Annotated in this window: 23 protein-coding genes; 6 read left to right on the top strand and 17 right to left on the bottom strand. The window is 69.2% G+C overall.

Annotated features, from left to right (window positions below; genetic code table 11):
* Nucleotides 1-279: 279 nt before the first annotated feature.
* The 6 genes from BLQ75_RS04140 to BLQ75_RS04115 all read right to left on the bottom strand — a co-directional run bounded on the left by BLQ75_RS04140 (nucleotide 280) and on the right by BLQ75_RS04115 (nucleotide 7,131).
* The gene (locus BLQ75_RS04140; RefSeq protein ID WP_092597959.1) at nucleotides 280-1,314 is read right to left on the bottom strand and encodes an ABC transporter ATP-binding protein; all 1,035 of its coding nucleotides are present in this window, start codon (nucleotides 1,312-1,314) and stop codon (nucleotides 280-282) included.
* A complete protein-coding gene (locus BLQ75_RS04135; RefSeq protein WP_092597956.1) occupies nucleotides 1,307-2,326 on the bottom strand; it encodes an ABC transporter ATP-binding protein in 1,020 nt (339 codons plus the stop codon). Before BLQ75_RS04135 ends, BLQ75_RS04140 begins: the two co-directional genes overlap by 8 nt.
* Nucleotides 2,327-2,340: 14 nt before the next feature.
* Nucleotides 2,341-3,309, bottom strand: a complete 969-nt coding sequence (locus BLQ75_RS04130; protein ID WP_092597953.1) for an ABC transporter permease — start codon at nucleotides 3,307-3,309, stop codon at nucleotides 2,341-2,343.
* Complete coding sequence (locus tag BLQ75_RS04125; RefSeq protein WP_092597950.1) at nucleotides 3,302-4,228, bottom strand: ABC transporter permease; 927 nt, start codon at nucleotides 4,226-4,228, stop codon at nucleotides 3,302-3,304. The genes BLQ75_RS04130 and BLQ75_RS04125 overlap by 8 nt, the downstream gene beginning before the upstream one ends.
* An 83-nt stretch (nucleotides 4,229-4,311) precedes the next feature.
* On the bottom strand, nucleotides 4,312-5,970 hold the full coding sequence (locus BLQ75_RS04120; RefSeq protein WP_170837311.1) for a peptide ABC transporter substrate-binding protein: 1,659 nt from the start codon (nucleotides 5,968-5,970) through the stop codon (nucleotides 4,312-4,314).
* Nucleotides 5,971-6,177: 207 nt separating this feature from the next.
* A complete protein-coding gene (locus BLQ75_RS04115; protein ID WP_092597947.1) occupies nucleotides 6,178-7,131 on the bottom strand; it encodes a Ppx/GppA phosphatase family protein in 954 nt (317 codons plus the stop codon).
* Between the two features lie 454 nt (nucleotides 7,132-7,585).
* Here BLQ75_RS04115 and BLQ75_RS04110 point away from each other — a divergent pair, with 454 nt between their 5' ends.
* Entirely contained in the window at nucleotides 7,586-7,936 is a 351-nt protein-coding gene (locus BLQ75_RS04110; RefSeq protein ID WP_092597944.1) for a DUF4190 domain-containing protein, read from the top strand.
* Nucleotides 7,937-7,995: 59 nt separating this feature from the next.
* Here the strand turns inward: BLQ75_RS04110 and BLQ75_RS04105 are convergent, their stop codons facing one another.
* Entirely contained in the window at nucleotides 7,996-9,219 is a 1,224-nt protein-coding gene (locus tag BLQ75_RS04105; protein WP_092597941.1) for a lytic transglycosylase domain-containing protein, read from the bottom strand.
* Nucleotides 9,220-9,721: 502 nt separating this feature from the next.
* Here BLQ75_RS04105 and BLQ75_RS04100 point away from each other — a divergent pair.
* A complete protein-coding gene (locus tag BLQ75_RS04100) occupies nucleotides 9,722-11,377 on the top strand; it encodes an isovaleryl-CoA dehydrogenase (RefSeq protein WP_244515222.1) in 1,656 nt (551 codons plus the stop codon).
* Nucleotides 11,378-11,679: 302 nt separating this feature from the next.
* On the opposite strand, the gene BLQ75_RS04095 is transcribed toward BLQ75_RS04100, so the two are convergent.
* From BLQ75_RS04095 to eno, 3 genes are read right to left on the bottom strand one after another with little or no spacing between them, the layout of a single operon-like run.
* Nucleotides 11,680-12,207, bottom strand: a complete 528-nt coding sequence (locus BLQ75_RS04095; protein ID WP_170837310.1) for a DUF501 domain-containing protein — start codon at nucleotides 12,205-12,207, stop codon at nucleotides 11,680-11,682.
* Nucleotides 12,204-12,746 (bottom strand): FtsB family cell division protein, encoded by a 543-nt coding sequence (locus tag BLQ75_RS04090; RefSeq protein WP_092597932.1) that lies wholly within the window; start codon nucleotides 12,744-12,746, stop codon nucleotides 12,204-12,206. The genes BLQ75_RS04095 and BLQ75_RS04090 overlap by 4 nt, the downstream gene beginning before the upstream one ends.
* Nucleotides 12,747-12,749: 3 nt before the next feature.
* Nucleotides 12,750-14,036: a phosphopyruvate hydratase gene (gene eno / locus BLQ75_RS04085; RefSeq protein ID WP_092597929.1), complete on the bottom strand. Its 1,287-nt coding sequence runs from the start codon at nucleotides 14,034-14,036 to the stop codon at nucleotides 12,750-12,752.
* A 353-nt stretch (nucleotides 14,037-14,389) separates the two neighbouring features.
* Here eno and BLQ75_RS04080 point away from each other — a divergent pair, with 353 nt between their 5' ends.
* Nucleotides 14,390-14,773 (top strand): tetratricopeptide repeat protein, encoded by a 384-nt coding sequence (locus BLQ75_RS04080; protein WP_043570822.1) that lies wholly within the window; start codon nucleotides 14,390-14,392, stop codon nucleotides 14,771-14,773.
* A gap of 297 nt (nucleotides 14,774-15,070) precedes the next feature.
* Here BLQ75_RS04080 and BLQ75_RS04075 read toward each other — a convergent pair whose 3' ends face one another.
* The 7 genes from BLQ75_RS04075 to BLQ75_RS04045 form a co-directional block, all read right to left on the bottom strand.
* Nucleotides 15,071-15,898 (bottom strand): lytic transglycosylase domain-containing protein, encoded by an 828-nt coding sequence (locus BLQ75_RS04075; RefSeq protein WP_092597926.1) that lies wholly within the window; start codon nucleotides 15,896-15,898, stop codon nucleotides 15,071-15,073.
* Nucleotides 15,899-16,141: 243 nt separating this feature from the next.
* On the bottom strand, nucleotides 16,142-16,885 hold the full coding sequence (locus BLQ75_RS04070; protein ID WP_092598417.1) for a lytic murein transglycosylase: 744 nt from the start codon (nucleotides 16,883-16,885) through the stop codon (nucleotides 16,142-16,144).
* Nucleotides 16,886-17,044: 159 nt separating this feature from the next.
* The gene (locus BLQ75_RS04065) at nucleotides 17,045-18,076 is read right to left on the bottom strand and encodes a nucleoside triphosphate pyrophosphohydrolase (RefSeq protein WP_092597924.1); all 1,032 of its coding nucleotides are present in this window, start codon (nucleotides 18,074-18,076) and stop codon (nucleotides 17,045-17,047) included.
* A gap of 112 nt (nucleotides 18,077-18,188) precedes the next feature.
* On the bottom strand, nucleotides 18,189-19,136 hold the full coding sequence (locus BLQ75_RS04060) for a SurA N-terminal domain-containing protein (RefSeq protein WP_092597921.1): 948 nt from the start codon (nucleotides 19,134-19,136) through the stop codon (nucleotides 18,189-18,191).
* A 102-nt stretch (nucleotides 19,137-19,238) separates the two neighbouring features.
* Nucleotides 19,239-20,060, bottom strand: a complete 822-nt coding sequence (locus BLQ75_RS04055; RefSeq protein ID WP_170837309.1) for an ESX secretion-associated protein EspG — start codon at nucleotides 20,058-20,060, stop codon at nucleotides 19,239-19,241.
* A gap of 624 nt (nucleotides 20,061-20,684) precedes the next feature.
* On the bottom strand, nucleotides 20,685-20,873 hold the full coding sequence (locus BLQ75_RS04050; protein WP_092597915.1) for a DUF397 domain-containing protein: 189 nt from the start codon (nucleotides 20,871-20,873) through the stop codon (nucleotides 20,685-20,687).
* Nucleotides 20,870-21,724 carry a helix-turn-helix domain-containing protein gene (locus BLQ75_RS04045; RefSeq protein ID WP_092597912.1) on the bottom strand — a complete coding sequence of 285 codons (855 nt, stop codon included), beginning with the start codon at nucleotides 21,722-21,724 and terminating at the stop codon, nucleotides 20,870-20,872. The genes BLQ75_RS04050 and BLQ75_RS04045 overlap by 4 nt, the downstream gene beginning before the upstream one ends.
* A 369-nt stretch (nucleotides 21,725-22,093) precedes the next feature.
* Here BLQ75_RS04045 and BLQ75_RS04035 point away from each other — a divergent pair, with 369 nt between their 5' ends.
* The 3 genes from BLQ75_RS04035 to BLQ75_RS04025 all read left to right on the top strand — a co-directional run bounded on the left by BLQ75_RS04035 (nucleotide 22,094) and on the right by BLQ75_RS04025 (nucleotide 23,326).
* Complete coding sequence (locus tag BLQ75_RS04035) at nucleotides 22,094-22,342, top strand: hypothetical protein (protein WP_092596399.1); 249 nt, start codon at nucleotides 22,094-22,096, stop codon at nucleotides 22,340-22,342.
* Entirely contained in the window at nucleotides 22,339-22,773 is a 435-nt protein-coding gene (locus BLQ75_RS04030) for a hypothetical protein (RefSeq protein WP_092597906.1), read from the top strand. Before BLQ75_RS04035 ends, BLQ75_RS04030 begins: the two co-directional genes overlap by 4 nt.
* A 304-nt stretch (nucleotides 22,774-23,077) precedes the next feature.
* Nucleotides 23,078-23,326: a hypothetical protein gene (locus BLQ75_RS04025; RefSeq protein ID WP_092597903.1), complete on the top strand. Its 249-nt coding sequence runs from the start codon at nucleotides 23,078-23,080 to the stop codon at nucleotides 23,324-23,326.
* Nucleotides 23,327-23,334: the final 8 nt, after the last annotated feature.

Below are 23,334 nucleotides of genomic sequence, written 5' to 3'. Positions count from 1 at the left end.
CCTCGCCGCGGGTCCGGAGACATCGAGTAGGCACTACGCCACGTCTCCGGCGTCCTCGCGAGGCACTCCCCGGAGAACCCGCGGCGGCGCGAGCCGCGTGAGTGGTCGGGGTTCGGCCTGCGAGGGTGGTCGGAGCTCAGCAACGTTCCAACCACAGCGGCGCCGCGATTTCGTGGGCGGGGTCAGGGGGTGAGTACCGCCGTACTGGGGCGTCGATTTCTCGCGAAATCGACGCCCCACCACCACGAAGAGGTGACCTTCGAGGAGGCAGCGCCCACCTCAGGAGACGACGTGCTCGTGCCGTTCGGCGAAGTGGCAGGCACTGGGGTGACCGTCGGCCAGTTCGAGGTCGATGCGGCCGCCGTCGCGCCGCACGGCCAGCTCGGGCTCCTGCTCGGCGCAGATGTCCTGCGCCTTCCAGCACCTGGTGCGGAACCGGCAGCCGGATGGCGGGTTCGCCGGACTGGGCACGTCGCCGGTGAGCCGGATGGCCTCTCTGCGGTCGCGCACCGAAGGGTCGGGGACGGGAACCGAGGACAGCAGCGCCTGGGTGTAGGGATGCTGCGGGTGCTCGTAGATCTGCTCCTCGGTGCCGTTCTCGACCATCTTGCCCAGGTACATCACACCCACCCGGTCGGAGAGGTGGCGCACCACTCCGAGGTCGTGGGCGATGAAGATGTAGGACAGGCCGAACTCGGACTGCAGGTCCCCCAGCAGGTTCATCACCTGTGCCTGGATGGAGACGTCCAGCGCGGACACCGGTTCGTCGCAGACGATCACTTTGGGCTTGAGCGCCAGCGCGCGGGCGATGCCGATCCGCTGCCGCTGCCCACCGGAGAACTGGTGCGGATAGCGCCGCACGTGCTCCGGGTTGAGCCCGACGGTGTCGAGCAGCTCCTGCACCCGCCGCTGCCGGTCGCCCTTCGGCGCCACCTCGGGATGGATCTCGAACGGCTCCCCCACGATGTCGCCCACCGTCTTGCGGGGGTTCAGCGAGGTGTAGGGGTCCTGCAGCACGATCTGCATGTCCCTGCGCAGCTGACGAAGCTGGGAGGCGCTCTTCTTGCCGAACATGTCCACGCCCTCGAACAGCGCGCTGCCGCTGGTGGGCTGCTCCAGCCGCATCAGCACCTGGGCCAGTGTGGACTTGCCACAGCCGGACTCGCCGACGATGCCCAGCGTCTCACCCCGGTTGAGGTCGAAGGAGACCCCGTCCACCGCCCGCACGTGGCCGATGGTCTTTTTGAACACGATCCCCTGCTGCACCGGGAAGTGCTTGACCAGGTCGCGAACTTGCAGGATCGGCTCACTCACTGCTGATCAACTCCTCGGCGAAGTGGCAGGCGCTGTAGCGCCCGGGGCGGAGTTCGAGCAATTCCGGAACCTTCCGGCGGCACTCGTCCGTGGCGCGGTGGCAGCGCGGGTGGAACGGGCACCCCTCCGGGATGTTCGCGAGGTTGGGCGGGAGCCCCTTGATGCTGGCCAGCTGCTCGCCCTTCTGGTCCAGCCGGGGAATGGACTCCATCAGCCCCTCGGTGTAGGGGTGCGCGGGGCGCTCGTACAGCGACTCCGCGTCGGATTCCTCCACCACCCGACCGGCGTACATCACCGCGATGCGGTCGGCGACCTCGGCGACCACACCGAGGTCGTGGGTGATCAGGATCATTCCCATGCCGCGTTCGCGGCGCAGCTCGTCGAGCAGATCCATGATCTGGGCCTGCACCGTCACGTCCAGCGCGGTGGTCGGCTCGTCGGCGATGAGCAGGTCCGGGTCCAGCGCCAACGACATGGCGATCATGGCGCGCTGCCGCATACCGCCGGAGAACTGGTGCGGGAACTCCTTCACGCGCTGCTTGGCGTTGGGGATCTTGACCATGTCCAGCATCTCGGCGGCCTTGGCCATCGCGTCCTTGCGCGACATCCCCCGCCGGAATCGGAACTGCTCGGCGATCTGGAATCCCACGGTGTAAACCGGGTTGAGCGCGGAGAGCGCGTCCTGGAAGATCATCGCCATGTTCTCGCCCCGCAACTCACGGCGACGGTCCTCCGTCGCGGCGAGGAGCTCCTCACCGCGATAACGGATGGCGCCCTTGGTCACGAAGCCCGGCGGAGTGTCCAGGATGCCCATCACGCTCTGCGCCGTGACGCTCTTGCCGGAGCCGGACTCGCCGAGCACGGCGAGGGTCTCCCCCGCGTCGACGTGATACCCCACTCCGTTGAGCACGTTGGCCGTGGCCTCGCGGGTGCGGAACTCGACGTGCAGGTCTTCCACTTCGAGCAGCCGCGGCTTCGTCGAGCCGCCCGTGCTCTCGTCGGTAGCCGACACAGCGGCCCTCCTTACTACCGTTGTTTCGGGTCCAGCGCGTCGCGCACCGCGTCACCGAGCATCACGAACGCCAGAACCGTGATCACCAGGAAGCCCGCGGGGAACAGCAGCATGTGCGGCGTGCTGATGATGTACTGCTGCGAGACCGAGATCATCATTCCCCAGGAGACGACCGGCGCCTTGAGCCCGAGCCCCAGGTAGGACAGCGTCGCCTCCAGCCCGATCATCTGGCCCAGCGCGATGGTGGCGTAGACCATCACCGGAGCGATGCAGTTCGGCAGCACGTGCTTGAAGATGATCCTGCTGTGGCTGGCACCCAGCGCCTTGGCGGCGTTGACGTAGTCCTGCTGCTTGGCCGCGATGGCCGCCGAACGCATGATGCGCATCGAGATAGGCCAGGCCAGCACGCCGATGGTCAGGACCACCTGGCTCATGACCCGGACTCCGCTGGGGCTGGTGATCCCCGCGTTGAACACCGACAGGATGACGATCGCGCCGAGCACGAACGGCAGCCCCAGGAATATCTCGGCGAACCTGGAGACCAGTACGTCCGTCTTCCTGCCGAAGTAACCGGAGATCAGTCCGAAGATCGAACCGAGTACCACGGTCAGGGAAGTCGCGAGCACTCCGACGAGGATCGAGGACCTGGTGCCGTAGATCACCCGGGCGTAGACGTCCCTGCCGAGGTGATCGTAGCCGAACCACGCTTCGGGCGAGGGCCCCTGCCTCGCCTTGCTGAGCAGCTGTTCGTTGGGATCGACGGAGGTGAACAACCACGGGAACGCCGACATCACCACCAGCAGCAGGATGATGATGCTGGCCACGATGAACAACGGGCGCTTGCGCAGGTCGCGCCAGGCGTCGCCCCAGAGTCCCACTTGCTTTTCGAGCTTGGGCTTCTGCTCGCCGGAACGCGAGACATCCTGGTCGCCGGTGTTCGCGGTGTCCGTCGAATCCGCCTGCTCTCGGATTGATTCAGTCATATCGGATCCTCGGGTCCAAAGCCGCGTAGAGAATGTCCACCAGCAGGTTCATCAGCAGGTAGACGATCACTAGCAGGGTGACGACGCCCGTAACGGTTGTTCCTTCCTGGCCGCCGATCGCCTGGAAGACGAGGTTGCCGATGCCGGGGATGTTGAAGATGCCCTCGGTCACGATGGCCCCGCCCATCAGCGCACCGAAGTCGGTGCCGATGAAGGTGATCACCGGGATCAGCGAGTTGCGCAGCATGTGCACCGAGACGACCCGGCGCGGCTTGAGCCCCTTGGCGTTGGCGGTGCGGATGTAGTCCGCGCGCTTGTTCTCGAACATCGCCGTGCGGGTGAGCCTGGCGATGTAGGCCATGGACAGACTGCCGAGAATCAGCCCGGGAACCACCAGCTCGCCGATGGTCGGATCGGTACTGACCGAGGGGTTCATCCAGCCCAGCTGGACGCCGAAGACGATCTGCACCACGAAACCGCTGACGAAGACCGGCACGGCGATCAGGAACAGGGTCGCGGCCAGCACGAGGTTGTCCACGAAGCCGTTGCCGCGCAGCGCGGTCAGGATTCCCGCCGCGATACCGATCACGGCCTCGAAGACCAGCGCGATCGCCGCGAGCTTGATGGTGACCGGGTACGCGTTCTGGATCAGCGTACTGACCTCGAGTCCCGAGAAGGTCTCTCCGAAGTTGCCCTGGAACAGCTGCCCCAGGTACAGCACGTACTGCACCGGCAACGGTTCGTCGAGATTGTACTTCTCGGTCATCATCTGGACGTAGGCCTCCGGGCAAGCTCGGGATCCGCACTTGCCCGCGAAGGGATCCCCTGGCAGGGCCCACACGAGGGAATAGATGATGAACGTCGTTCCGATGAAAACCGGAATCAACTGCAGCAGGCGCCGCAGTATGTATCGGCCCACCGAACCTCCTTCGACACGGACAGGCCCGGCCCGCCGCCGCTTTTGGCGGTGACGAACCGGGCGACTGCCCTACTGACTCACACTCACTTCGGCTGGGCGATCTTCACCGATGTCAGCGACAACGAACGGCGCTTGGTCACCTGTGCCTCGGCGAGGCGATCCGACTTGCCCGACTGCACGTTCTGGGAGTAGATCGGCACGGTCGGCATCTCCTCGGCCAGCAGCTTCTCCGCCTGAGCGTAGAGCTCGTTGGCTTTGTCGACCGTGGGGGCCTGGTCCGCCCGGCTCATCAGTTTCTCGAACTCGGGGTTGTAGTAACCGCTGTCGTTGGAGGAACCGCCCCTGGTGTAGATGGGGGCCAGGTAGTTCTGGATGCTCGGGTAGTCGGCGACCCATCCGCTGCGGAACATCCCGGTCATCTGGTTCGCGGCGATCGAGGAGCGGAACTCGCTGAACGTGGGAACCGGGTTGTAGGAGACCTCGATGCCCAGGGTGTCGCGGATGCTGCCCGCCACGGCCTTGATCCACTCCTCGTGGCCGCCGTCGGCGTTGCTGGAGATCGTCAGCGTGCCGTCGAAGCCGCCCGCCTTCTTCAGGTACTCCTTGGCCTTGGCTGGATCGTACTCGCACCACTGGCCGCAGGCCTCGCCGTCACGGCCGGGGGTACCGGGGGCGGACCATCCTCGGAGCGCCTCACGCGTCCCGGAGAAGACGTTCTTGACGATGCTCTCGCGGTCGATGGCCATCGAGATGGCCTTGCGCAGGTTCGGATCCTGGAACTTCTCGTCGTAGAGCGGGAAGCTCAGCGGGGTGACCAGCGCTCCCTCACGGGTGAGCGCGTTGTCGCCGAGCTCCTCCTTCCAGCGGTTGTCGACCAGCGCGGAAGTGGGCACCTGCCGCATGAAGTCGAGGTTGCCCGACTTCAGGTCGCGGTAGGCCGTCGAGAGCTTCTGGTAGACCTTGAACTTGAAGGCCTCGACCTCACCCTTGTGCTCGCCCTTGTAGTCCTCGTAGCGAGTCATGGTGAGGCTGCGGTTGGGGGTGCGCTTCTCGAACTTGTACGGGCCGTTGCCGATCGGCTCGCTCTCGAAGGCTTCCTTGTCGTTGAAGAACTTCTCCGGCAGCGGGGAGAAGGCCGAGTACCCCAGGGTCGTCGGGAAGATGGTGAAGGGCTGCTTGAGGGTGACCTCGAAGGTGTGGTCGTCGACGACCTTGAGCCCGGACATCTTCTCCGCGCTCGGGTCGGGGGCTTCCTTCGGGCCGGTTTCCCCGTCCGGGTCCGGCGGGTTGACCTCGTCGAAGCCCTTGATGTTGTCGAAGAAGCTGGCGGTCTTCTGACCGTTGGGCGCGTAGGCGGTGTAGTTCCAGGCCCGCACGAAGTTGTCGGCGGTGACTTCCTCACCGTTGTGGAACTTCCAGCCCTGCTTCAGCTTGACCGTGTAGGTCTTCTTGTCGTCGGAGGCCTCGATCGACTTCGCCATGGCGTTGTACGGCTCGAAGGTCTTCGGGTCGTACTCGACGAGGCCGGTGAACATGGCGTCGACGACATTTCCGCCGCCGACCTCCGTGGTGTTGCCGGGAACCAGCGGGTTCTCCGGCTCGGTCCAGTCCACCGTGATCGGGTCTTCCAGGGTGCCGGTTGCCTCGGTGACGGCGCTGCCGCCACCGCCGCCGCAGCCCGCTGCCAGCAGGGCCGCCGACAGCGATGCCGCGACCGGCGCGACCATGCGTCGCTTGCGCATCAAATTCCTCCCGCTGTCTACGTGACTCCTCGCCGGGGAGGACGAGGGTCGCCACGCCGACGACCTCGGGTCGTCGGATGAGTGCGAGCGTAAACATAAGCGAGACACAGTTCACGACAATGAGCTGTCACAAAGCCGTCACTTTCTTTCTCGATTCAGCTAGATTTTCACCCAATTGGCGGAATGATTCGTCCCACATTTTGGGAATCAACCGATCGAAAGGGCGATACCGTCCAGGATGTCATGCTCACTGACAGTGATGTCGGTGATCCCGGCGCGCTCGGCCAGCTCGGCGGCGAGCACGCTGACGACCAACGCGCCGCCCCCGATGACGTCCACCCGCCCCGGGTGCATGGGCCCCAGCGCGGCGCGCCGGTCGTGGTCCATCGCCAGCAGCTCGCGGGCGGTCTCGTCGACACCGGCCCGGGACACGCGGGACAGGTGGATCGCGGCGGGGTCGTACTCGGACAACCCGTGGGCGATCGCCGACAACGTGGTGACGGTGCCCGCGACCCCCACCCAGCGGCGCGCCGTCGAGACGTCGACCGCCGCGAACGCCTCGTCCAGGATCTCCCTGGTCAGTTCGCCGGCACTTTTCACCTCATCGGCGGTAGCGGGATCGGTGTGCAGGCAACGCTCCGTGAGACGCACGCATCCGATGTCCGCTGAGTGGGATCCGAGGATCTCCGCCTCCTTGCCGTCCCAGTGCCCCAGCACCAGCTCGGTGGAACCGCCGCCGACGTCGGCCACCAGGAACGGGCCGTCCGCGGGATCGAGGTCCCCCACCGCACCGACGAACGAGAGTCTGGCCTCCTCCTCACCGGTGATGATCTCCGCGTCCACGCCGAGGGTCTCGCGGACCATGCCGAAGAAGTCCTCGCGGTTGGCCGCGTCCCTGGTCGCCGAGGTGGCCACCATCCTGATGCGCTCGACCGACTCCTCGCGGATGCGCTCGTCGTAGTCGTGCAGCGCCCGCCGGGTCCGGTCGAGCGCCTCCTCCGACAACCGACCGGTGGCGTCCACCCCCTGCCCCAGCCGCACGATCCGCATCTCGCGGTGCAGGTCGCGCAGCTCGCGCGTGCCGTCCTCGTGTACGGTCACTTCGGCGATCAACAGGCGGATCGAGTTCGTCCCGCAGTCGATCGCGGCCACCCGTGACATGATTCCCTCCTGGTATCGAGGTCTTCGGTCGAATCGGCGGGGTGCTCGCCCCGCGGAGCCCCTCGCTGGATCGTGAGCGGGTGCCGGAGGCCCCGGACGGCGATCTCCGGCCGCCCCGCCGGCCCCACGCTATTGCAGCGCAGTGCGCACGGTCCGGGCGACCCGGGACTGTCCGGAGATTCCCGGTGCCACCCCGCACCGGTCACGACACGGCTGTCGCGGGACGGGGGGCACCCGTTCCGGCAAGCCCTGGTGCGGAAAATCATGTCCCCTACAACGAAATGGTGAACAGGCGAAACAGATCGGGCAAAACCGTTCGAGAACGGACTGTCCCGTTATAAGGTTTCGCGCTCGGCGCTCGGTTCGTGACGACCACGGCGGCGGCCACTGCCGCGGTCGTGGTGTCCCGGCAACCAGCGGAGAGCCCACCGAACACGTCACGGAAGGATCCACAGTGTCCTATCAGGACTACCAGCAGTACCCCGAACAGCGGCCGAGCAACGGACTCGGAACCGCCGCGCTCGTGCTCGGCATCGTCGGGGTCCTGCTGTCGCTGATCCCCGGCATCGGGATCATCGCCTGGCCGGTGGTCATCGTCGGCATCATCCTCGGCATCCTCGGCATCCGGAAGGTCTCGCAGGGCAGGGCAACCAACAAGAAGTCCGCGATCGTGGGGACCGTGCTGTCCGGCGTCGGTCTGGTCATCTGCGTGCTGTGGGTCGTCTTCACGCTCTCGGTCTTCCAGTCGCCCGAGTTCCAGAACGAGTTCGAGCAGGAGATGAGCAGGCAGATGGAGTCGAACTGACCGCGTCGCACCCGCGCGGAGCGCTCCGGGCGCGGTAAGCGGCGGTCGGCGGTCCCCCGTCAGCCGCCGCGGCGCGGCGGCTCGCCGGGCTCCGCGTTCGGGGCGGCCCCGCCACCGGGCGACGATCCGGGCCGCTGGGCGTTGTTCGGCTCCGGTTCCCGTCCCGCGTCGCCCCGCTCCGAGTGCTTAGCTCCCCGGACACCGCTCGACGGGGCGGTGGTTTCCCCCGGCCCGTTCCCGGCGCTGGAGGGGCGCCCCGCCGGGCGTTGCCGCGTGTCGGGCACGATCGGTTCGAAAGAGGAGCCGGGCTCCGAGGGCGCCGGTGACAACGGCGGGAACTCGACGGGTTCCCGCCGTCCACTCGGTTCCGGAACGTCGGTGGGAGCCGGCGGGTGCGCCGCCTCACCGGATCGTTCGGGCTCGGCCGTTTCCAGTTCGGGAATCTCCGGAGCGGGCGTGGGGTGAGCGCCGGTGCGGTAGGCGGTGGCCCAGCCGAGCACGTCGCGTACGTAGCGCTCCGAGTGGTTGTAGGCGAACACCGCCCGTGCCAGCTCATCGTGGCGTCCCAGGTCACCGCCCGCCTCGCACAGGTACCTCCCGGCTGCCAGCGCCGCGTCGCGCACGTTGTGCGGGCTCGCCGCCCCGTCGTCGTCGCCGTCGGCGCCGTAACGGCTCCAGGTGGCGGGCAGGAACTGCATCGGTCCCACCGCGCGGTCCCAGACCGGATCACCGTCCAGCTCCCCGGAGTCGGTGTCGGGAACGGCCGCGAACCCGGATCCCCCGGTCAGCCTCGGTCCGAGGATCGCGGTCACGGTGGTGCCGGACTCGTCCACCCGGCCGGATCGCGCGTGCCCGGACTCGGCCCGTCCGATCGCGGCCAGCACCGACCAGTGCAGGCCGCAGGACGGATCCGTCCCGGAGATCCGCCCGGCCGCGTCCCGGTAGGCCCGCAGCACCGGCTCCGGAATTCCGGTCGGGCCACTGGGCACCCGGATCGCATCTCCGGCACCGGTGTCCGGTTCGGAGGGATTTCCCAGCGCGCGACTGTCCCGGAGCAGCCGCACGCTGGGTTCCCGCCGCTCGGGCAGCTGCCCGGTGACCCCCAGACCTCTCGGAGTCGGCCGCTCCCGCTCTCCTTCCCCCGAAGGGGCGAACAGCGCCGAGGTCAGCGCGTTGGCCCCGCCGACCAGCACGAAGGGGAGCAGCAGCGCCAACAGCAGCAGCAGCGAACCGACCGGAGACCTGCGCGGACCGCGACGACGCGCGCTTGGTTGCGAATCCACTTCGGGTGATGGAGGGATCGGCCACCACGACGGTTGGGCCTGTCGCCGCCATGGCGAGGGTCTGCTCCGACGCGGCACGATCGTCCTCCCCGGGGGTTCCTCGCGGCATCGCCGTCACCCGGATTGCACACCATCGGCGCACAGATCGCCCGATGAGGGAGGCAGGGTCGACGGCTCGGCCTTGTGGGGTCGTCGCTTGGCGGAACCTCCCGCACGGCTCTCGCTGCGGGTGCCCCGACATCGAGTAGCCACCTACGCCACGTCGGGACCGTCCTCGCGATAGCCATACGGGAGAACCCGCGGCGGTGCGAGCTGCGAGGCTGGTCGGAGCGCGGCCTGCTGGAGTGGTGGGGTTCGGCACTGTGTCGTAGCGACCCGGCGATTTCGCGAGAACGCGAGAAATTGACGGCCCCGGCCCGGTTCCCCTCGCGCGCGGTCGCGCCGCTCGATCGGGAGCGACAACCACTACTGTTCGGTAATCCTCATGTCCTACGCTGCGTCCATGACGCTGCCCGGAGAGTCCGACGTCGTGAGCCCGGTGACCCACGAGGTCAGCAACCAGTCGCCACCGCTGGACGACTTCGATCCGCTGGACTGCGACCCCGCGCTGCGGGAGGCGCTGGCCGAGCACGGGCAGTCGGAGGCGACCGAGCTGCTGCGCCCGCTGGCGCGGCAGGCGGGCTCGGCCACGGCGCGGGAGCACGGCAGGCTCGCCAACGAACACCCGCCGGTGCTGCACAGCCACGACCGCTACGGGCACCGCATCGACGAGGTGGAGTTCCACCCCTCCTGGCACTGGCTGATGGACCGGGCCGTCTCCGAGGGGCTGCACGCGGCGCCGTGGGCTCCGGACGCGCCGGAGGGCGCGCACCTGCGCCGCGCCGCCGGGTTCTACCTGTGGTCGCAGGCCGAGGCCGGTCACGGCTGCCCGATCTCGATGACGTTCGCCGCCGTACCGGCCCTGCGGCACAGCCCGGACCTCGCCGAGGCATACGAACCCGGTCTCCGCGCCACGGACTACGACTTCGGGCTCCGGCCGCCCGGTGAGAAGAGCGGTCTGCTGGCGGGCATGTCGATGACCGAGAAGCAGGGCGGCTCGGACGTCCGCGCCAACACCACCACGGCCGAACCGCTGGCGGACGGCAGCTACCGGATCGTCGGCCACAAGTGGTTCACCTCCGCCCCGATGAACGACCTGTTCCTCACCCTGGCGAACACCCCGGGCGGGTTGAGCTGCCTGCTGGTCCCCCGCGTGCTGCCGGACGGCACGCGCAACGCGGTACGGCTGCAACGGCTCAAGGACAAGCTGGGCAACAAGTCCAACGCCTCGGCCGAACTCGAGTACACCGGGGCGATCGGCTGGCTCGTCGGCGAGGAGGGGCGCGGGGTGCGCAGCATCATCGACATGGTGTCGATGACCAGGATGGACTGCGTGCTCGGCTCCGCCGCCAACATGCGCGCCGCGCTGTCCGAGGCGGCGCACCACGTGGCGCACCGGGCCGCCTTCGGCGACACCCTGAACCGGACCCCGCTGATGCGCGCGGTGATCTCGGACCTGGCCGTGGAGTCCGAGGCCGCCGTCGGCCTGGCCATGCGGCTGGCCGCCGCGATCGACCGGGGACAACGCGGTAACCGGGCCGAACTGGACCTGCTGCGACTCGCACTGCCCGCCACGAAGTACTACGTCTGCAAACGGGCCCCCACCGTGATCGCCGAGGCACTGGAGTGCCTGGGCGGAAACGGCTACGTGGAGGAGTCGGGGTTGCCCCGGCTGTACCGGGAGGCACCGCTGCTGTCCATCTGGGAGGGCTCGGGCAACGTGACCGCGCTGGACACCCTGCGCGCGCTGCACAAGCGACCCGACACCGTCGAACCACTGCTGGCCGAGCTGGACCGCGCGGCCGGACAGGACGAGCGCTACGACCACCAGCTGCGGCGACTGCGGGATGAACTCACCGAACCACGCCCGGAGCGAGCTCGCGCGCTGTCGGAGCGGCTCGTGCTCACGCTGCAGGCGAGCCTGCTGCTGCGGACCGCTCCGGCCGAGGTGGCCGAGACCTTCCTGACGACCAGGCTGGACGGTGAGGGGCACACCCTCGGCGCCACCGGCACCCGCTCCGACGTCCTGCTGGACCGGGTGACGCCCCGGAAGGACTGAAACCGCGTTCCGAAACACCCGGTCGGGAACTCACAGCGGTGAACGACCGCAGTACCGGGACGTTCTCGGTCACGTCGGTTTCCGCAACCGGTCGGCACCGAGAACACGAACGCTTCCAGGCTGCGGACTCATGCCGAACTCCCACCACCCTCGCAGTCGGCGCCGCCGCGGGTTCTCCCGTGCGGCTCTCGCGAGCAAGGCCCGACGTTGTGTAGGTCGCTACCCGATGTCGGGGCCTGGCCGCAGCGAGAGCCGCACGGGAGGTTCCGCCACGCAACCACCCCGGCGAACCGCGCCGGAGCTCACCGAAACTCGGGAAAGAGCTCCGGTGCTTCCTCGGGCCAGCGCTGGGCGATCACGTCGATCGTCTCGTCCCCGAACGGATTCACCCCACGTCCCTTGGCCAACGCGTGGGCCACGTGCACGTGCAGGCACTTGACCCTGCCGGGCATCCCGCCCGCGCTGACCTCGGTGCCGAGCGGTTCCAGGGCGTCGCGTTCGGCGAGGTAGTCGTGGTGCGCACGGCGGTACCGCTCGGCGAGCTCGGTGTCGGTGGACAACCGGTCGGTCATCTCCCGCATCAGCCCCTCCGACTCCAGGGTGGACACCAGAGTGACCAGTCGCGGGGAGGTGAGGTAGTACAGCGTCGGAAACGGCGTCCCGTCCGGCAGTCGCGGGTTGGTGCGCACCACGGTGGGTTCCCCGGCGGAATCGCGGGTGACCACGTCCCGCATCCCCCTGGGTGGACGCCCCAGTTGGCGCCGCACGACCAGCCGGTCGGTCTCGGTAGCGGTGGGCTCACCGCTCGGGTCCACGCCCGACACTGTCACTTCCCCTCTCCCGTGAACGTGTTCCACAGCCGCTGGTACCACGGCTTCGTCTCCGAAGCCTCGGCCTTCTCCGCCGACTCCTTCTCCTGCTGGGAGGGCAGCTCGACGATGTAGGGCGTCTCACCCGGTCGGACGTAGCCGAGCCGTCTGCGGGCCTCGGCCTCCAACCGCTGCGGATCCGACAGCTCCGCCTTGCGCTCCTCCAGTCGCTGGACCTCCTGGCTCAGCTGGTGCTCCCGCCGCTCCAGTTCGGCCAACTCGTCACGCTGGCCGATGTAGGTGCGCAGCGGAACCGAGACGCTCAGCGCCATGGCGCACACGAGGATGGCCAGCACGGCGGCCCGCCTCGTGGAGGAGAGCTTGAACGCGCCTCCCGTGCCCGCCGGAGACCGGGTTCGGGCGGAACCCGGCCTCCGGCGCCGCGTGGACCCGGCGTCCGAGTCACCGCGCGGGCGCCGCGCAGGCGCCGGTTCCCGGGTGCGGCGCGCCGCGTCCGCCCCGTTCTTCCGGTCGCGCTGAGCCGGTCGCCCGGTCGGCATGACTCACACCTCCGCGCTAAACCTGGGGAAGGCCAGCTCACCGGCGTAGCGCGCCGCGTCGCCGAGGTTCTCCTCGATGCGCAGCAGCTGGTTGTACTTGGCCACCCGCTCGCTGCGGGCGGGCGCGCCCGTCTTGATCTGGCCGCATCCGGTGGCCACCGCGAGGTCGGCGATGGTGGTGTCCTCGGTCTCGCCGGAGCGGTGGCTCATCATGCTGCGGTAGCCGCAGGAGTTGGCCAGGTTCACCGCGTCGAGGGTCTCGGACAGCGTGCCGATCTGGTTGACCTTGACCAGCAGCGCGTTGGCGGCACGCCGGTTGATGCCCTCCTCCAGCCGCTCGGGGTTGGTCACGAAGAGGTCGTCACCGACGAGCTGGACCTTCTCACCGATCTCCGAGGTCATCCGCGACCAGCCGTCCCAGTCGTCCTCGGAGAGCGGGTCCTCCACCGAGACCAGCGGGTAGGAGTTCAGCAGCTCGGTGTAGTAGCCGATCATCTGCTCGGCACTGCGCTTGGAGCCCTCGAACTGGTACACGCCGTCGGAGAAGAACTCGGTCGCGGCGGCGTCGAGCGCCAGCGCGATGTCCCTGCCGAGCTTGTAGCCCGCCTTCTCCACGGCGGTGGCGATCAGGTCGAGTGCCTCGCGGTTGTTCGGCAGGTCCGGCGCGAAGCCCCCCTCGTCGCCGAGGCCGGTGCCCATGCCCTTGCTCTTGAGCACCGACTTCAGCGTCTGGTAGATCTCCGCGCCCCAGCGCAGCGCCTCCGAGAAGGAGTCGGCGCCGATGGGGGCGATCATGAACTCCTGCATGTCCACACCGGTGTCGGCGTGCGCCCCGCCGTTGAGGATGTTCATCATCGGCACCGGGAGCACGTGGGCGTTGGGCCCGCCCACGTAGCGGTACAGTTCGAGCCCGGTCGCCTCGGCCGCCGCCTTGGCGACGGCGAGGGAGGTGCCGAGCATCGCGTTGGCCCCCAGCCGGGACTTGGTCGGGGTGCCGTCCAGGTCGACGAGCTTCTGGTCGACGACCCGCTGCTCGATGGCCTCCACGCCGACCAGTTCCGGACCGATCTCGTCCAGTACGCCCGCCACGGCCTTCTCCACGCCCTTGCCGCCGTAGCGGTCGGCCGCACCGTCGCGCAGCTCGACGGCCTCGTGCTCACCGGTCGAGGCTCCCGAGGGAACGGCAGCGCGGGTCAGCGTGCCGTCATCCAGGGCCACCTCGACCTCGACGGTGGGATTGCCCCGCGAGTCCAGGATCTCGCGAGCGCCGACCTGCTCGATGATCGCCACGTGTGCTCCTAACAAGCTTTGTGTATCCGAGACGTCACGGCCCGCCGTAACTTCCACCGGCGGTCCCCGCCCGGGGTGGACGGCCGGACGCCCGACGACTGCCTCCGAGCCTAACCGGGCGCTCTGATCATCCGCCGCAGGCTCGCGGTCACGATCCCGGCACGTGCGACGGACACGCCGGTCCGACGGACGGGCCAACCCCCACCCCCGGAAGCGGGAACCGCTCGTGTCGCCGCTCGCGCGGCGGGAACGTCGGAGGCACCACTGGGCTGGCGCCCTGGGGAACCGAGCTGGCAGAGTCCTCGCGAGCACCATGGCGGAACCGTCGATCCAGTCGTACCGTGGGTGTGGTAATGAGGGCTGAAGGTACCGTAGAAGCGTTCCGCAAAGCGGAATCCCTTGTGGCGCAGCGACGCCCGCTGGAGGCGCTGCGCGCGCTCGGTCCGGTGCTCGACGAGGCACCGGACAAGCCGAGCGTGCAGTTGCTGGCGGGACGCGCGTATCTGTTCTCGGCGCAGTTCCAGCGTGCCGAGCTGGCGTTCCTGCGAGTCATCGAGCTGGACCCGTCCGACCACTATGCCCGGCTCGTGCTCGGCAGGACCCTGCAACGGCAGGGCAGGCTGAGCGAGGCGCACACCCAGGTTCGGCTGGCCACCACCATGTACCCCGATCCCGCCTACCAGGAAGTGCTGGGAGAGATCAGGGCGCACATCGCGCGGGTCAACGCTTCCGAGTGAGGATTCCCACCGCGAACACGACAGTCCCGCGTCGAGTAGCGCTCCACACCGCATCGAGCAGTGCTCCAGGAATCCCGCTGTGTCCGTCGAACGTGGGGCCTTCTCGAACGCGTCCGAGCCGAACCCCAACCACTTACGCAATCGGCACCGCCGCGGGGTCTCTCGTGGTGCTCTCGCGAGGACGGCCCCGACGTTGTGTAGGTCGCTACCCGATGTCGGGGCACCCACAGCGAGAGCCCGCGAGAGGTTCCGCCACCCGCACCGCCAAGCAGACCGAGCCGCACTCCCGACACGACGTCATTCGTCGCGGCTACCCGCCTGGGCGTATCGCTCCGCCAGGCTGAAGACCTTCCTGGCGTAGGAAACCGAGTTGTTGTAGGACATCACACCGGCCCACCACCCCTGGCCGCTGCGCATGTCGCGCCCGCCCGCGCAGAGGTAGCGCGCCGCCGCCATCGCCGCGTCGTCCAGGTTGTGCGGGTCGCCCACCCCGTCGCCGCTGCCGTCGGTGCTCCACTTCGCCCAGGTGGAGGGAATGAACTGCATGGGGCCGACGGCGCGGTCGTACGTGGCGTCGCCGTCGAGCGCGCCGCCGTCGGTGTCGGTGATGGCGCGGACGTCCTCGCCGCCGTCCAGCGGCACCCCGATGATGGGACTGGAGGGAACCGCGTCCGCGCCCAACCTGCGTCCCCCGTAGCGGCCGTGGTCGGACTCGACACGCCCTATTCCCGCCAGCGTCGCCCAGTCCAGTCCGCACTCCGGGTTCCGCCGTCGCATCGCCAGATCGGCGTTCACATAGGACACCAAGGCGCGTGCGGGAACGTCGACGACGGCGGCCACCTCGTCGGCCCAGTCGCGCACCGGGTCGCCGCTGTCTCCGGTGTCCGGTTCGGAGTCGGCCGCGCGCCGCCCCGGCGCGCTCGAACCCGGTTCCACCGGGGCCGGTTCGACGCTTCCCCGTTCCAGCGGGGACGCCCGCGGCGCCGCGGCCGGTTCGCCCAGCACGGCCACCGCGCCCACACCGCACAGGGCGGTCGCCACGGTCGCGAGCGCCAGCGCCCCGCGCCCGAGGACGGCCAGCACCGCACGAAGACGTACGCGCTTCGAGGAAGCGGATTCGGTCACTCGGACAGGTTAGGCGACTTGTCCAGCCGCACCGGCCGCCGCACCGCCGGAACCCTGTTGGGAATCGCCCTCTCCGCCGTGGGCGGCGGTTCGTGACGGGACGCGGCGGTCACCGCGACCGCCCTCGCTGTGTCGCTCGCGCCCTGGCCATGTCGCTCGCCGCCACGCGGTGCCGGTCTCCCGGCCGAAGGCCGCGTGAGAGGTTCCGGCGGCGGAGCCCCGGCCGGCGGCCCCCTGTCCGGCTCACCTCTTCCGCAGCAGCTCGCGGCTGCGCTTGCCGTAGTCGTCGGCGTGGTCCAGCACCTGCTGCACGTACTCGCCGCTGGCGTTGTAGCGCAGCACCGAGTCGCGGAACTGCTCGGCGCGCCGCAGGTCGTTGCCGGAGTCGCAGAGGTAGTAGCCCGCCGCCAGCGCGGCGTCGTCCAGATCGTCCGGATCGGCCTCGCCGTCGGCGTCGCCGTCGCGCCCCCAGGTCCGCCAGGTGCTCGGGATGAACTGCAACGGCCCCACCGCGCGGTCGTAGGTCGAGTCGCCGTCCAACTTCCCCCCGTCGGTGTCACGGATCAGCCGCACCCCCTCGCTGCCGTCCAGCGGGACCCCCCTGATGGGCGGTTCCGGGCGCGCGGTGCTGTCGAGGTCCGCTCCGCCGTAGCGGCCGTGGCCGGACTCGACGGCGCCGATCCCGGCGAGCACGGACCAGCTCAGCCCGCAGTCCGGTCTGGTCCGCTCCAGCGCGAGTTCGGCGTAGCCGTAGGCCTCCAGGGCTGCCAGCGGGATGTTGAGCTCCTCGGAGAGGTTGCCGGCCCAGTCCGCGAGCTGCCGTTGCGGCCGGGAGGTACTCGCGAAGTCGGCCGCACCGGGTAACGGGCGCACGTCGGGCGGCTGCGCCCCGGCGCGGGGTGGTGCCGTGGCGGTGGGCAGCCGGGAGCTCTCGTGACGTCCGCCGCCGTCCAGCAGCCCGGCCAACAGCACGAGCACTGCGAGCATCGCCAGTCCGCTCAACAACACGATCGGCGAATCGGAAGCCTTCCGTCGTCGCGGCACGGTCGCGGACCTCCCTCGGTCGCTGAACTGTTCTCCGGCCAGCGGTGCCCTTCGGCGAGCACCGGTCCCCCCACGGCGGGGGTTCACCCCGCCGAAGAGCTCTCACCCCTGCCGGTCGATTCCACCGGTTTCCCCGGGTTCCGGCCAGTACTTCCGCCAGTCGGATTCGGACAGCCGGGCAGCGTCCGCACCGGCCGCGCGTGCGCGTCGCTCGGCGGCGCGAACGTTCCCGTCGAAGGCCAGCGACGCCGCGCGCAGCGAGTCCTCCGGGTCCAGCCCACGTCGCCTCGCGCGCGCCACCGCCTCGAACAGCTCGGCCCCCGGCTGGGAGTCGTCGCCGATCAGCTCCCCCGGGACTCCGGCCCGTTCGGCCCGTTGCACGAGCTTGGCCGCGAGCGCGGCGGCCGGTTGGCCGTGCGCCACGCCGTCCACAACGGACTCGCGCTGCTTCTCACGCTGCTTGAGCTCCTCCCAGCGCGCGTGCTGCGACTCGGCGTCGTGCACGGAGTCGTCGGTGGCGAACACGTGCGGATGGCGCGAGACGAGCTTGCTCACCAGCTCGGCCGCGACCGCGTCCACGTCGAACGGGTCGGTCTCGTGCTCGGCCGCCACGCGGGCGTGGAACAGCACCTGCAGCAGCACGTCGCCGAGTTCCTCCCGCATGGCACCGCGGTCGGAGTGCTCCAGCGCCTCCAGCAGCTCGTAGGTCTCCTCGACCAGGTAGGTGCGCAGCGACTCGTGCGTCTGCCCCGCGTCCCACGGGCAGCCGCCCGGAGAGCGCAGCCGGTCCATCACCGTCACCGCGTCCAGCAGCTCGACACCGGCCGGTGGGCTCGCGCGCACCTCGGCGGCCCCGGCCGCCAGCAGCTCGCGTGCCGTCCGCGAGTGGTCGTCGGCGGCGACCAGCACCACCGGCTCGCTCCGGGCGCGGCGCAGCGTCTCCGAGCACTCGGGCGGCGTCGTGGCTCCCAGCGAGTCACGGGTGGACTCGGCGAGCCCGGCGTCCGCGTAGACCGTCACGGCACCGCGCAACCACGGGACCGCCTCGGCCGGGACGACGTCGCCGAGACGGTCGTCCACCAGCACCACCGCGCAACCGTTGACGAGGGATCGTGATTCACCGGGGGCGTCCATGCCCCGATTGTTCCAGCCCATAGCCGATCATGGCGTGGGCTCGACCGGTCCGGACCGAGCGGAATCCGCGCGGTCGCGCTCGATCCGGTGCCGTGGCCCTTCCGGAGAGTTGTCAGCTCAGGCTCGATCCCTCGGGGATGCGGAAACCGGTGGTCTGCCCCTTCTCGGGGGCGGCGGTGAGTTCGAGCGGGTCCCAGACCCCGTAGCGCGGGCTGAGCTCGACGCCCACCCGCTGCGCGGTCAGGCCGAGCAGCCGCGCCCCGAAGGCCTGGGTGAGCTGCGCCCCCTGGCGCCCCAGCGACGGGGTGTCGGACTGCCCTTCACCGTTTCCGGTGTGACGCTCGGTGATCCGCGCGACGAGCCACTGCCCCGCGCTGCGCTGCCCCGGCCCGGGGAAGGCCAGCACCGTGCCCGGTTCGGCCGCGAACAGCGGGGTCCGCGCGGCGAAGCTCGGGGAGTTCGCGGCGCTGAGCTCACGCCCCGAACCGGCCGAACCTCCGGCCGCCTTGTCCTCCCGGATCAGTTCGGCGGCCTGTTCGGGACCGCGTGCCATGCGCTGCGCCTTGCGCTTGGCCTCGGCGCGGCTCGTGGCGCTGGTGTAGTCGAAGACCACCGAGGTGTTCGACAGGTGCTTGCTGCCGAGCTCGCGCATCAGCAACAGCGAACGCGCCACCGAGCGGACCTCAGCCGGGGTAAAGATGGTCCCCTCCGTGGCGGCCTCCGGACCGCCCTGCTGTTGGACCCACTCGGTTACCTCCTGCTCGCTGACGTGCAGGTTCTGCCGGCCGGCGGCCACGTCGGCGAGCTTCTGCCGGACCGTGAACGCGGCTATCTGGCGCGCCAGCTCGTCCTCGCGTCCCTGCTGTTCGAGCTGTTCACGCAGGCGCGGCCTGTCACGCACCACCGCCTCGAACCGCTGTTCCACCGTGCTCACCGGGATGGCCTGGTCGCCGACGAGCGCGGCCGAGCCGACCCGTGACGGCTGGGAACCACACCCCGCCAGCAGGCAGGCGGCGAGTAGCGCGACGATCAACCGTGGGCGAACGATGACTGATCTCACACGATCACTTTCTCACGAGCCCCCCGGCGCTGTCCGTAAGCCCGCTGTGATCATGACCGATCACACTCCGCACGGTTCGTGGCAGGTACCGGAGCCGGGTGGTCAGCGGGATCGGCCCAGCTCGCGCAGTTCCCGGCGGAAGACCTCGGCGGTGGCCGGGAGGAGGTGCAACAGGGGCTCCCCCTCGTCGGGGTCGCGTTTGACCACGGTCAGCAGGGCACCCAGCGGCCCCGCGTAGTAGTTCAGCGGGAACTCGCACTCCCGCTCGGTCTCCCTGGAGACATACTGGGAGCGCACGGCGCGCAGCGCGAAGTCCAGCGGCGGGGCGGTCAGCCGGTCCAGCAGGCGGTGCCCCGGCGAGTCGGGGTGCTTCGGGGGTTCCGGCTCGTCCGGTCCGGCCGGGGAGTCGCGGGCGCGGTCCGGCGCGGCGTGGCGAGCGGGTGGGGGCGGCATGGTGGTCGGCGGTTCGTCCACCGGCTCGGCGTCGGGCAGTAAACCGGCCACTGTGGATGGCAGCGCGTCGGGTTCGACGGGTTCGAGCAGCACGCGGTCGTGCTCCACTGCGGCCAGCACGGCGTGGTCGTCGGCCTCGGCCACGTGGAAGCCACCGCGCACCACCCCGGCCTCCGCCCGCATCGAGTACCAGCCGTAGACGCGGCGCTGGGGGTGGTGCAGCAGGTGGAGCGTGTCGCGCAGCGCGGCGTTCGGGGCGTCGCCCGTCGCCAGCCCCGCTTCGCGCAGCCCATCCAGGGCCGTCGTCACGATCGCCTCGCGTTCGCGGTGCGTGGCGCCAGGGGAAACGCCCTCCAACCCGGCCGGTTTGGCGGCGCGCTCGCCGAACTCGCCGTGGTGCAGCACGTCGTAGGCGGCGTAGCTGAGCACCACCGGTTCGGTGATGACGCGGTCGAAGCGGGGACTGGACACACTCACCTCTCGGCCTCTCGATCCCGCCCCCACACCACGAGTATGGCATCCGGGGCGGTTGTCCGAGGGAGGTTCGGACCACAGGTCGAGGTGGGGTGCCGTGGATTCCCGCCGGGGCCGCGCACCGCTCTCCGGGCGCATCGGCGGTCCGGTACTCCGAACCGGGACAGCGTCCTCGGGAGAGTTCGGTGGGGCCGCGAGGACGTCCCGGGCGGTGGACGCGGGGTTGGCGGTGTTGGGAGGTTGGGGGTGCTGGGATGTGGGGGTAGCGATGCTTGGGTGTCGGTGGTGAACTCGATGCCGGTGCGGTGGACGGCGGTGGGAGTCGAGACTCCGGCGGGTTGGCACGCGGGGTGTCCGACGGGGTGTGACGAAGTGGTTCCCAGCGCGCGTTCGCGCCGCTAGAATCCCAGCGCAGTGAGTGTAGGCCCCGCGCGTGCGGGGATGGACCCGTGGCGACCGCGCGGCGGGCACGTTCCATGTCGTAGGCCCCGCGCGTGCGGGGATGGACCCCCTCGTCGTCGGTGTGGGCCAGCGCCACCGCAGTAGGCCCCGTGCAGGCGGGGAGGCACACAAAAAGCGTCCCCGGATCGCTCCGGGGACGCTTTATCTGTTCGCTGGAGTTCAGTCGAACCGGTTGCTCTTCACCGCATCGATGAACGCGGCCCACTGCTGGCCGGTGGTGGTGAAGTATCCGGCCGAGCGGTCCTTGGTGTCGCGCACCGCCGCGCCGTCGTTGATGCGGCCGACCTCGACGCAACTAGTTTTCGAGGAGCGGCTCGACTTGCGCCAGCCCTCGGGGGGTGCTGTCATTCGTGGTTGTCCTCCATTTCAGCAGCGCACTGAGCGATGAACTCGATGGACTCGGTCGGGTTCATCGCTGCCTCACGGAGGTTAACCGCCGCTTCCCGGTGAACTTTGATGTCCCCGGTATTGGACAAGAACGCGGAACTGCTCAAGTGCTCGAAGTGCACGATCGGTGCTGCTTTCGCGAAGTCGAACAGGATAAACGGTCCGATGTGCGCCGGAGTCCACTTACCGGTATCCGGGAGGACGTGCACGGTGACGTTGTTGTGGTCGGATGCGATTTTGGCGATGTAGCGCAGTTGGTCGGCCATTACCTCGCGTCCACCCATTGGCCGCCGAAGTGCGGTTTCGAGGATGATCGCGGTCAGCTCCACCGGTTTCGGGCGTGTGAGTACATCGCGGCGTCCGATCCTCATGGCCACCAGACGTTCGATGTCGCCAGGGGTCTCATTGGCCATGATCGTTCGGGCGTAGTCCGAGGTTTGTAGCAGTCCTGGGATGAGCAACGGCGAAACATCCACGATGTTGGTCGCGGTGCGCTCGAACTCAAGCAGTGTAGTCAGGTCGTCGTGACCGGTTCCGGCTTTCAGCCAGTTCGCGTCGCCGTTGGCGATGTCGGCTGCCATGTCCGTGAGTCGTTCACGTTCGGCCTCCGACGCGCCGAAGGTCGCCAGGATCGCGGATGACTGTTCCGGGGTGGGTGGTTGGTCGCCGGACTCGAACCTCGCGTACTTCGAGTGGTGCCATCCGAGTCTTTGCGCCACTTCTCGCATGGTCATTCCCGCTGCTTCGCGGGCTTCACGCAGTTCAGCGCCGAGTGCTCGAACCCGTGGCGAATGCTTAGCGGTGCGTGCCATGAGACAAACCCTAATCTCCGAATCTGGCTCTGTTCCAGGAGATCACTCGATCGAAGTATTGAGTTTGTCTCATGGAACAAAATACTGTCCTATTAGACATAGCAGAGTCAGTCAGACACGTACTGTTCGTCGATAGGAAGTGTATTGAATGCCACAGAGATACGACGTGTCGTATCCGGGTGTGCGGGTGTGGTGTCGGGATGAGTCGGGGTCGTCGTCGCTGGTGGTGTGGCGGTCGCAGTGGACGCCCGAGGTGATTCGGATCGAGACGCCGACGGTGTTCAACCGGACGGTGTGGACGGTGGGGCAGGCTCGTGTGTTGCGGGATGTGTTGGATGCGGCGGTGCGGTGTGCTGGGGGTGATGCTCGGTGACCAGTTATGCGGGCAGGTTGGGGATGTGGTTGGCCCATGAGCAGTGGAAGCTGGAGCAGGCCTCCTACGACATTCCGGCGCGGCGGGCCACGCCCAGGCAGTGTGCGGAACTGGCCGGGGTGTTGCAGCGGCTGTCGGATGAGTTGCGGGACTACGCGGCCGGGCTCGCCTTCGGCGGCGGGCGGCCGCCGGGGTCGGGGTCGATCGATCCCGACGAGCCACCCGGAGGGGAGGACCAGCGATGAGTGCGCCGCCGGTGCTGCTGGCCACGGCCGTGGTGCTGACGGGGGCCGTGCTCGTGCTGGGCGGGTGGGGCTATCGGGCCGGTTATCGGCCGCGTCACGCGGGGGGTAGTGGTCCGGCCGCCAGACGGTTGGCCGCGCTCAGGTTGGAGCACTACGCCCGGGGCGAGTCCCCGACCGTCGAGTTGATCGGCTGGCCGTTGTGTGATCCGGACGAGCAGCCGCACCTGTTCGGGCCGGCCCCACTCGCCCCGGTGGCGCCCTCACTGGTATCGAGACCGGAGTCGCCACCGGTCGTGCCGACTCCCACCGGCCCGATCGCCATGAATACCGCTACCGCTGCTTCAGCTTCCTCCCCTGAATCAGCATCGGCACCGGAGCCTTCCGAGCTGGCCCTGCTGCGCCGCGTGCTCGACGGGCTGCACCGCTTGTGAACCACGGCCCGGCACCGTCGAACCCCCGACCTCCGGTGCCGGACCGTCCACCGCCCGGCCGGCCGCTCCCCTCCCCCGTCCGGCCGGGCGGCACCCAACCACCGAGAAGACCCGGCGTTCATCGAACTCTGAACTGCGACCCCTGGGCGGCACGTGGATGCCGAGGGCATCTCGGGTGTGATGTCCTCCGGACACGACGGTCCCCACGGGGGCGGCTGCGGGCCTGGGCGCGCTCCAACTCCCGGCACTGGTAGCCGTCTCACTGCGCCGGGACTGTCGTCCCCTCCTGGTAGGAGAACCCGTGATGCTCGACGAGATCCGTGGACAGCTCCAACAGATCACCGACACCGCGCCCGCAGGCGAGTTACAAGCCATACGGACCACGCTGGACGAGCTACGCGCACTGCTGCACCAGATGGCCGGAACCAGCACCAACGACGACGTGCACCAGGCGTCCCGGCTGTTCGGCCTCGCCCACGACAAGACCGGCGAGGCCGTCCAGGCGCTCATGTATGCCCTCGAGCACGTCCGCTCGTTCTCCGCCGTGCTGTGAAGGAGGAT

This window comes from Actinopolyspora xinjiangensis (assembly GCF_900104475.1).
Classification (GTDB): Bacteria; Actinomycetota; Actinomycetes; order Mycobacteriales; family Pseudonocardiaceae; genus Actinopolyspora; species Actinopolyspora xinjiangensis.
This window is presented reverse-complemented; position numbering and strand designations above follow the sequence as displayed.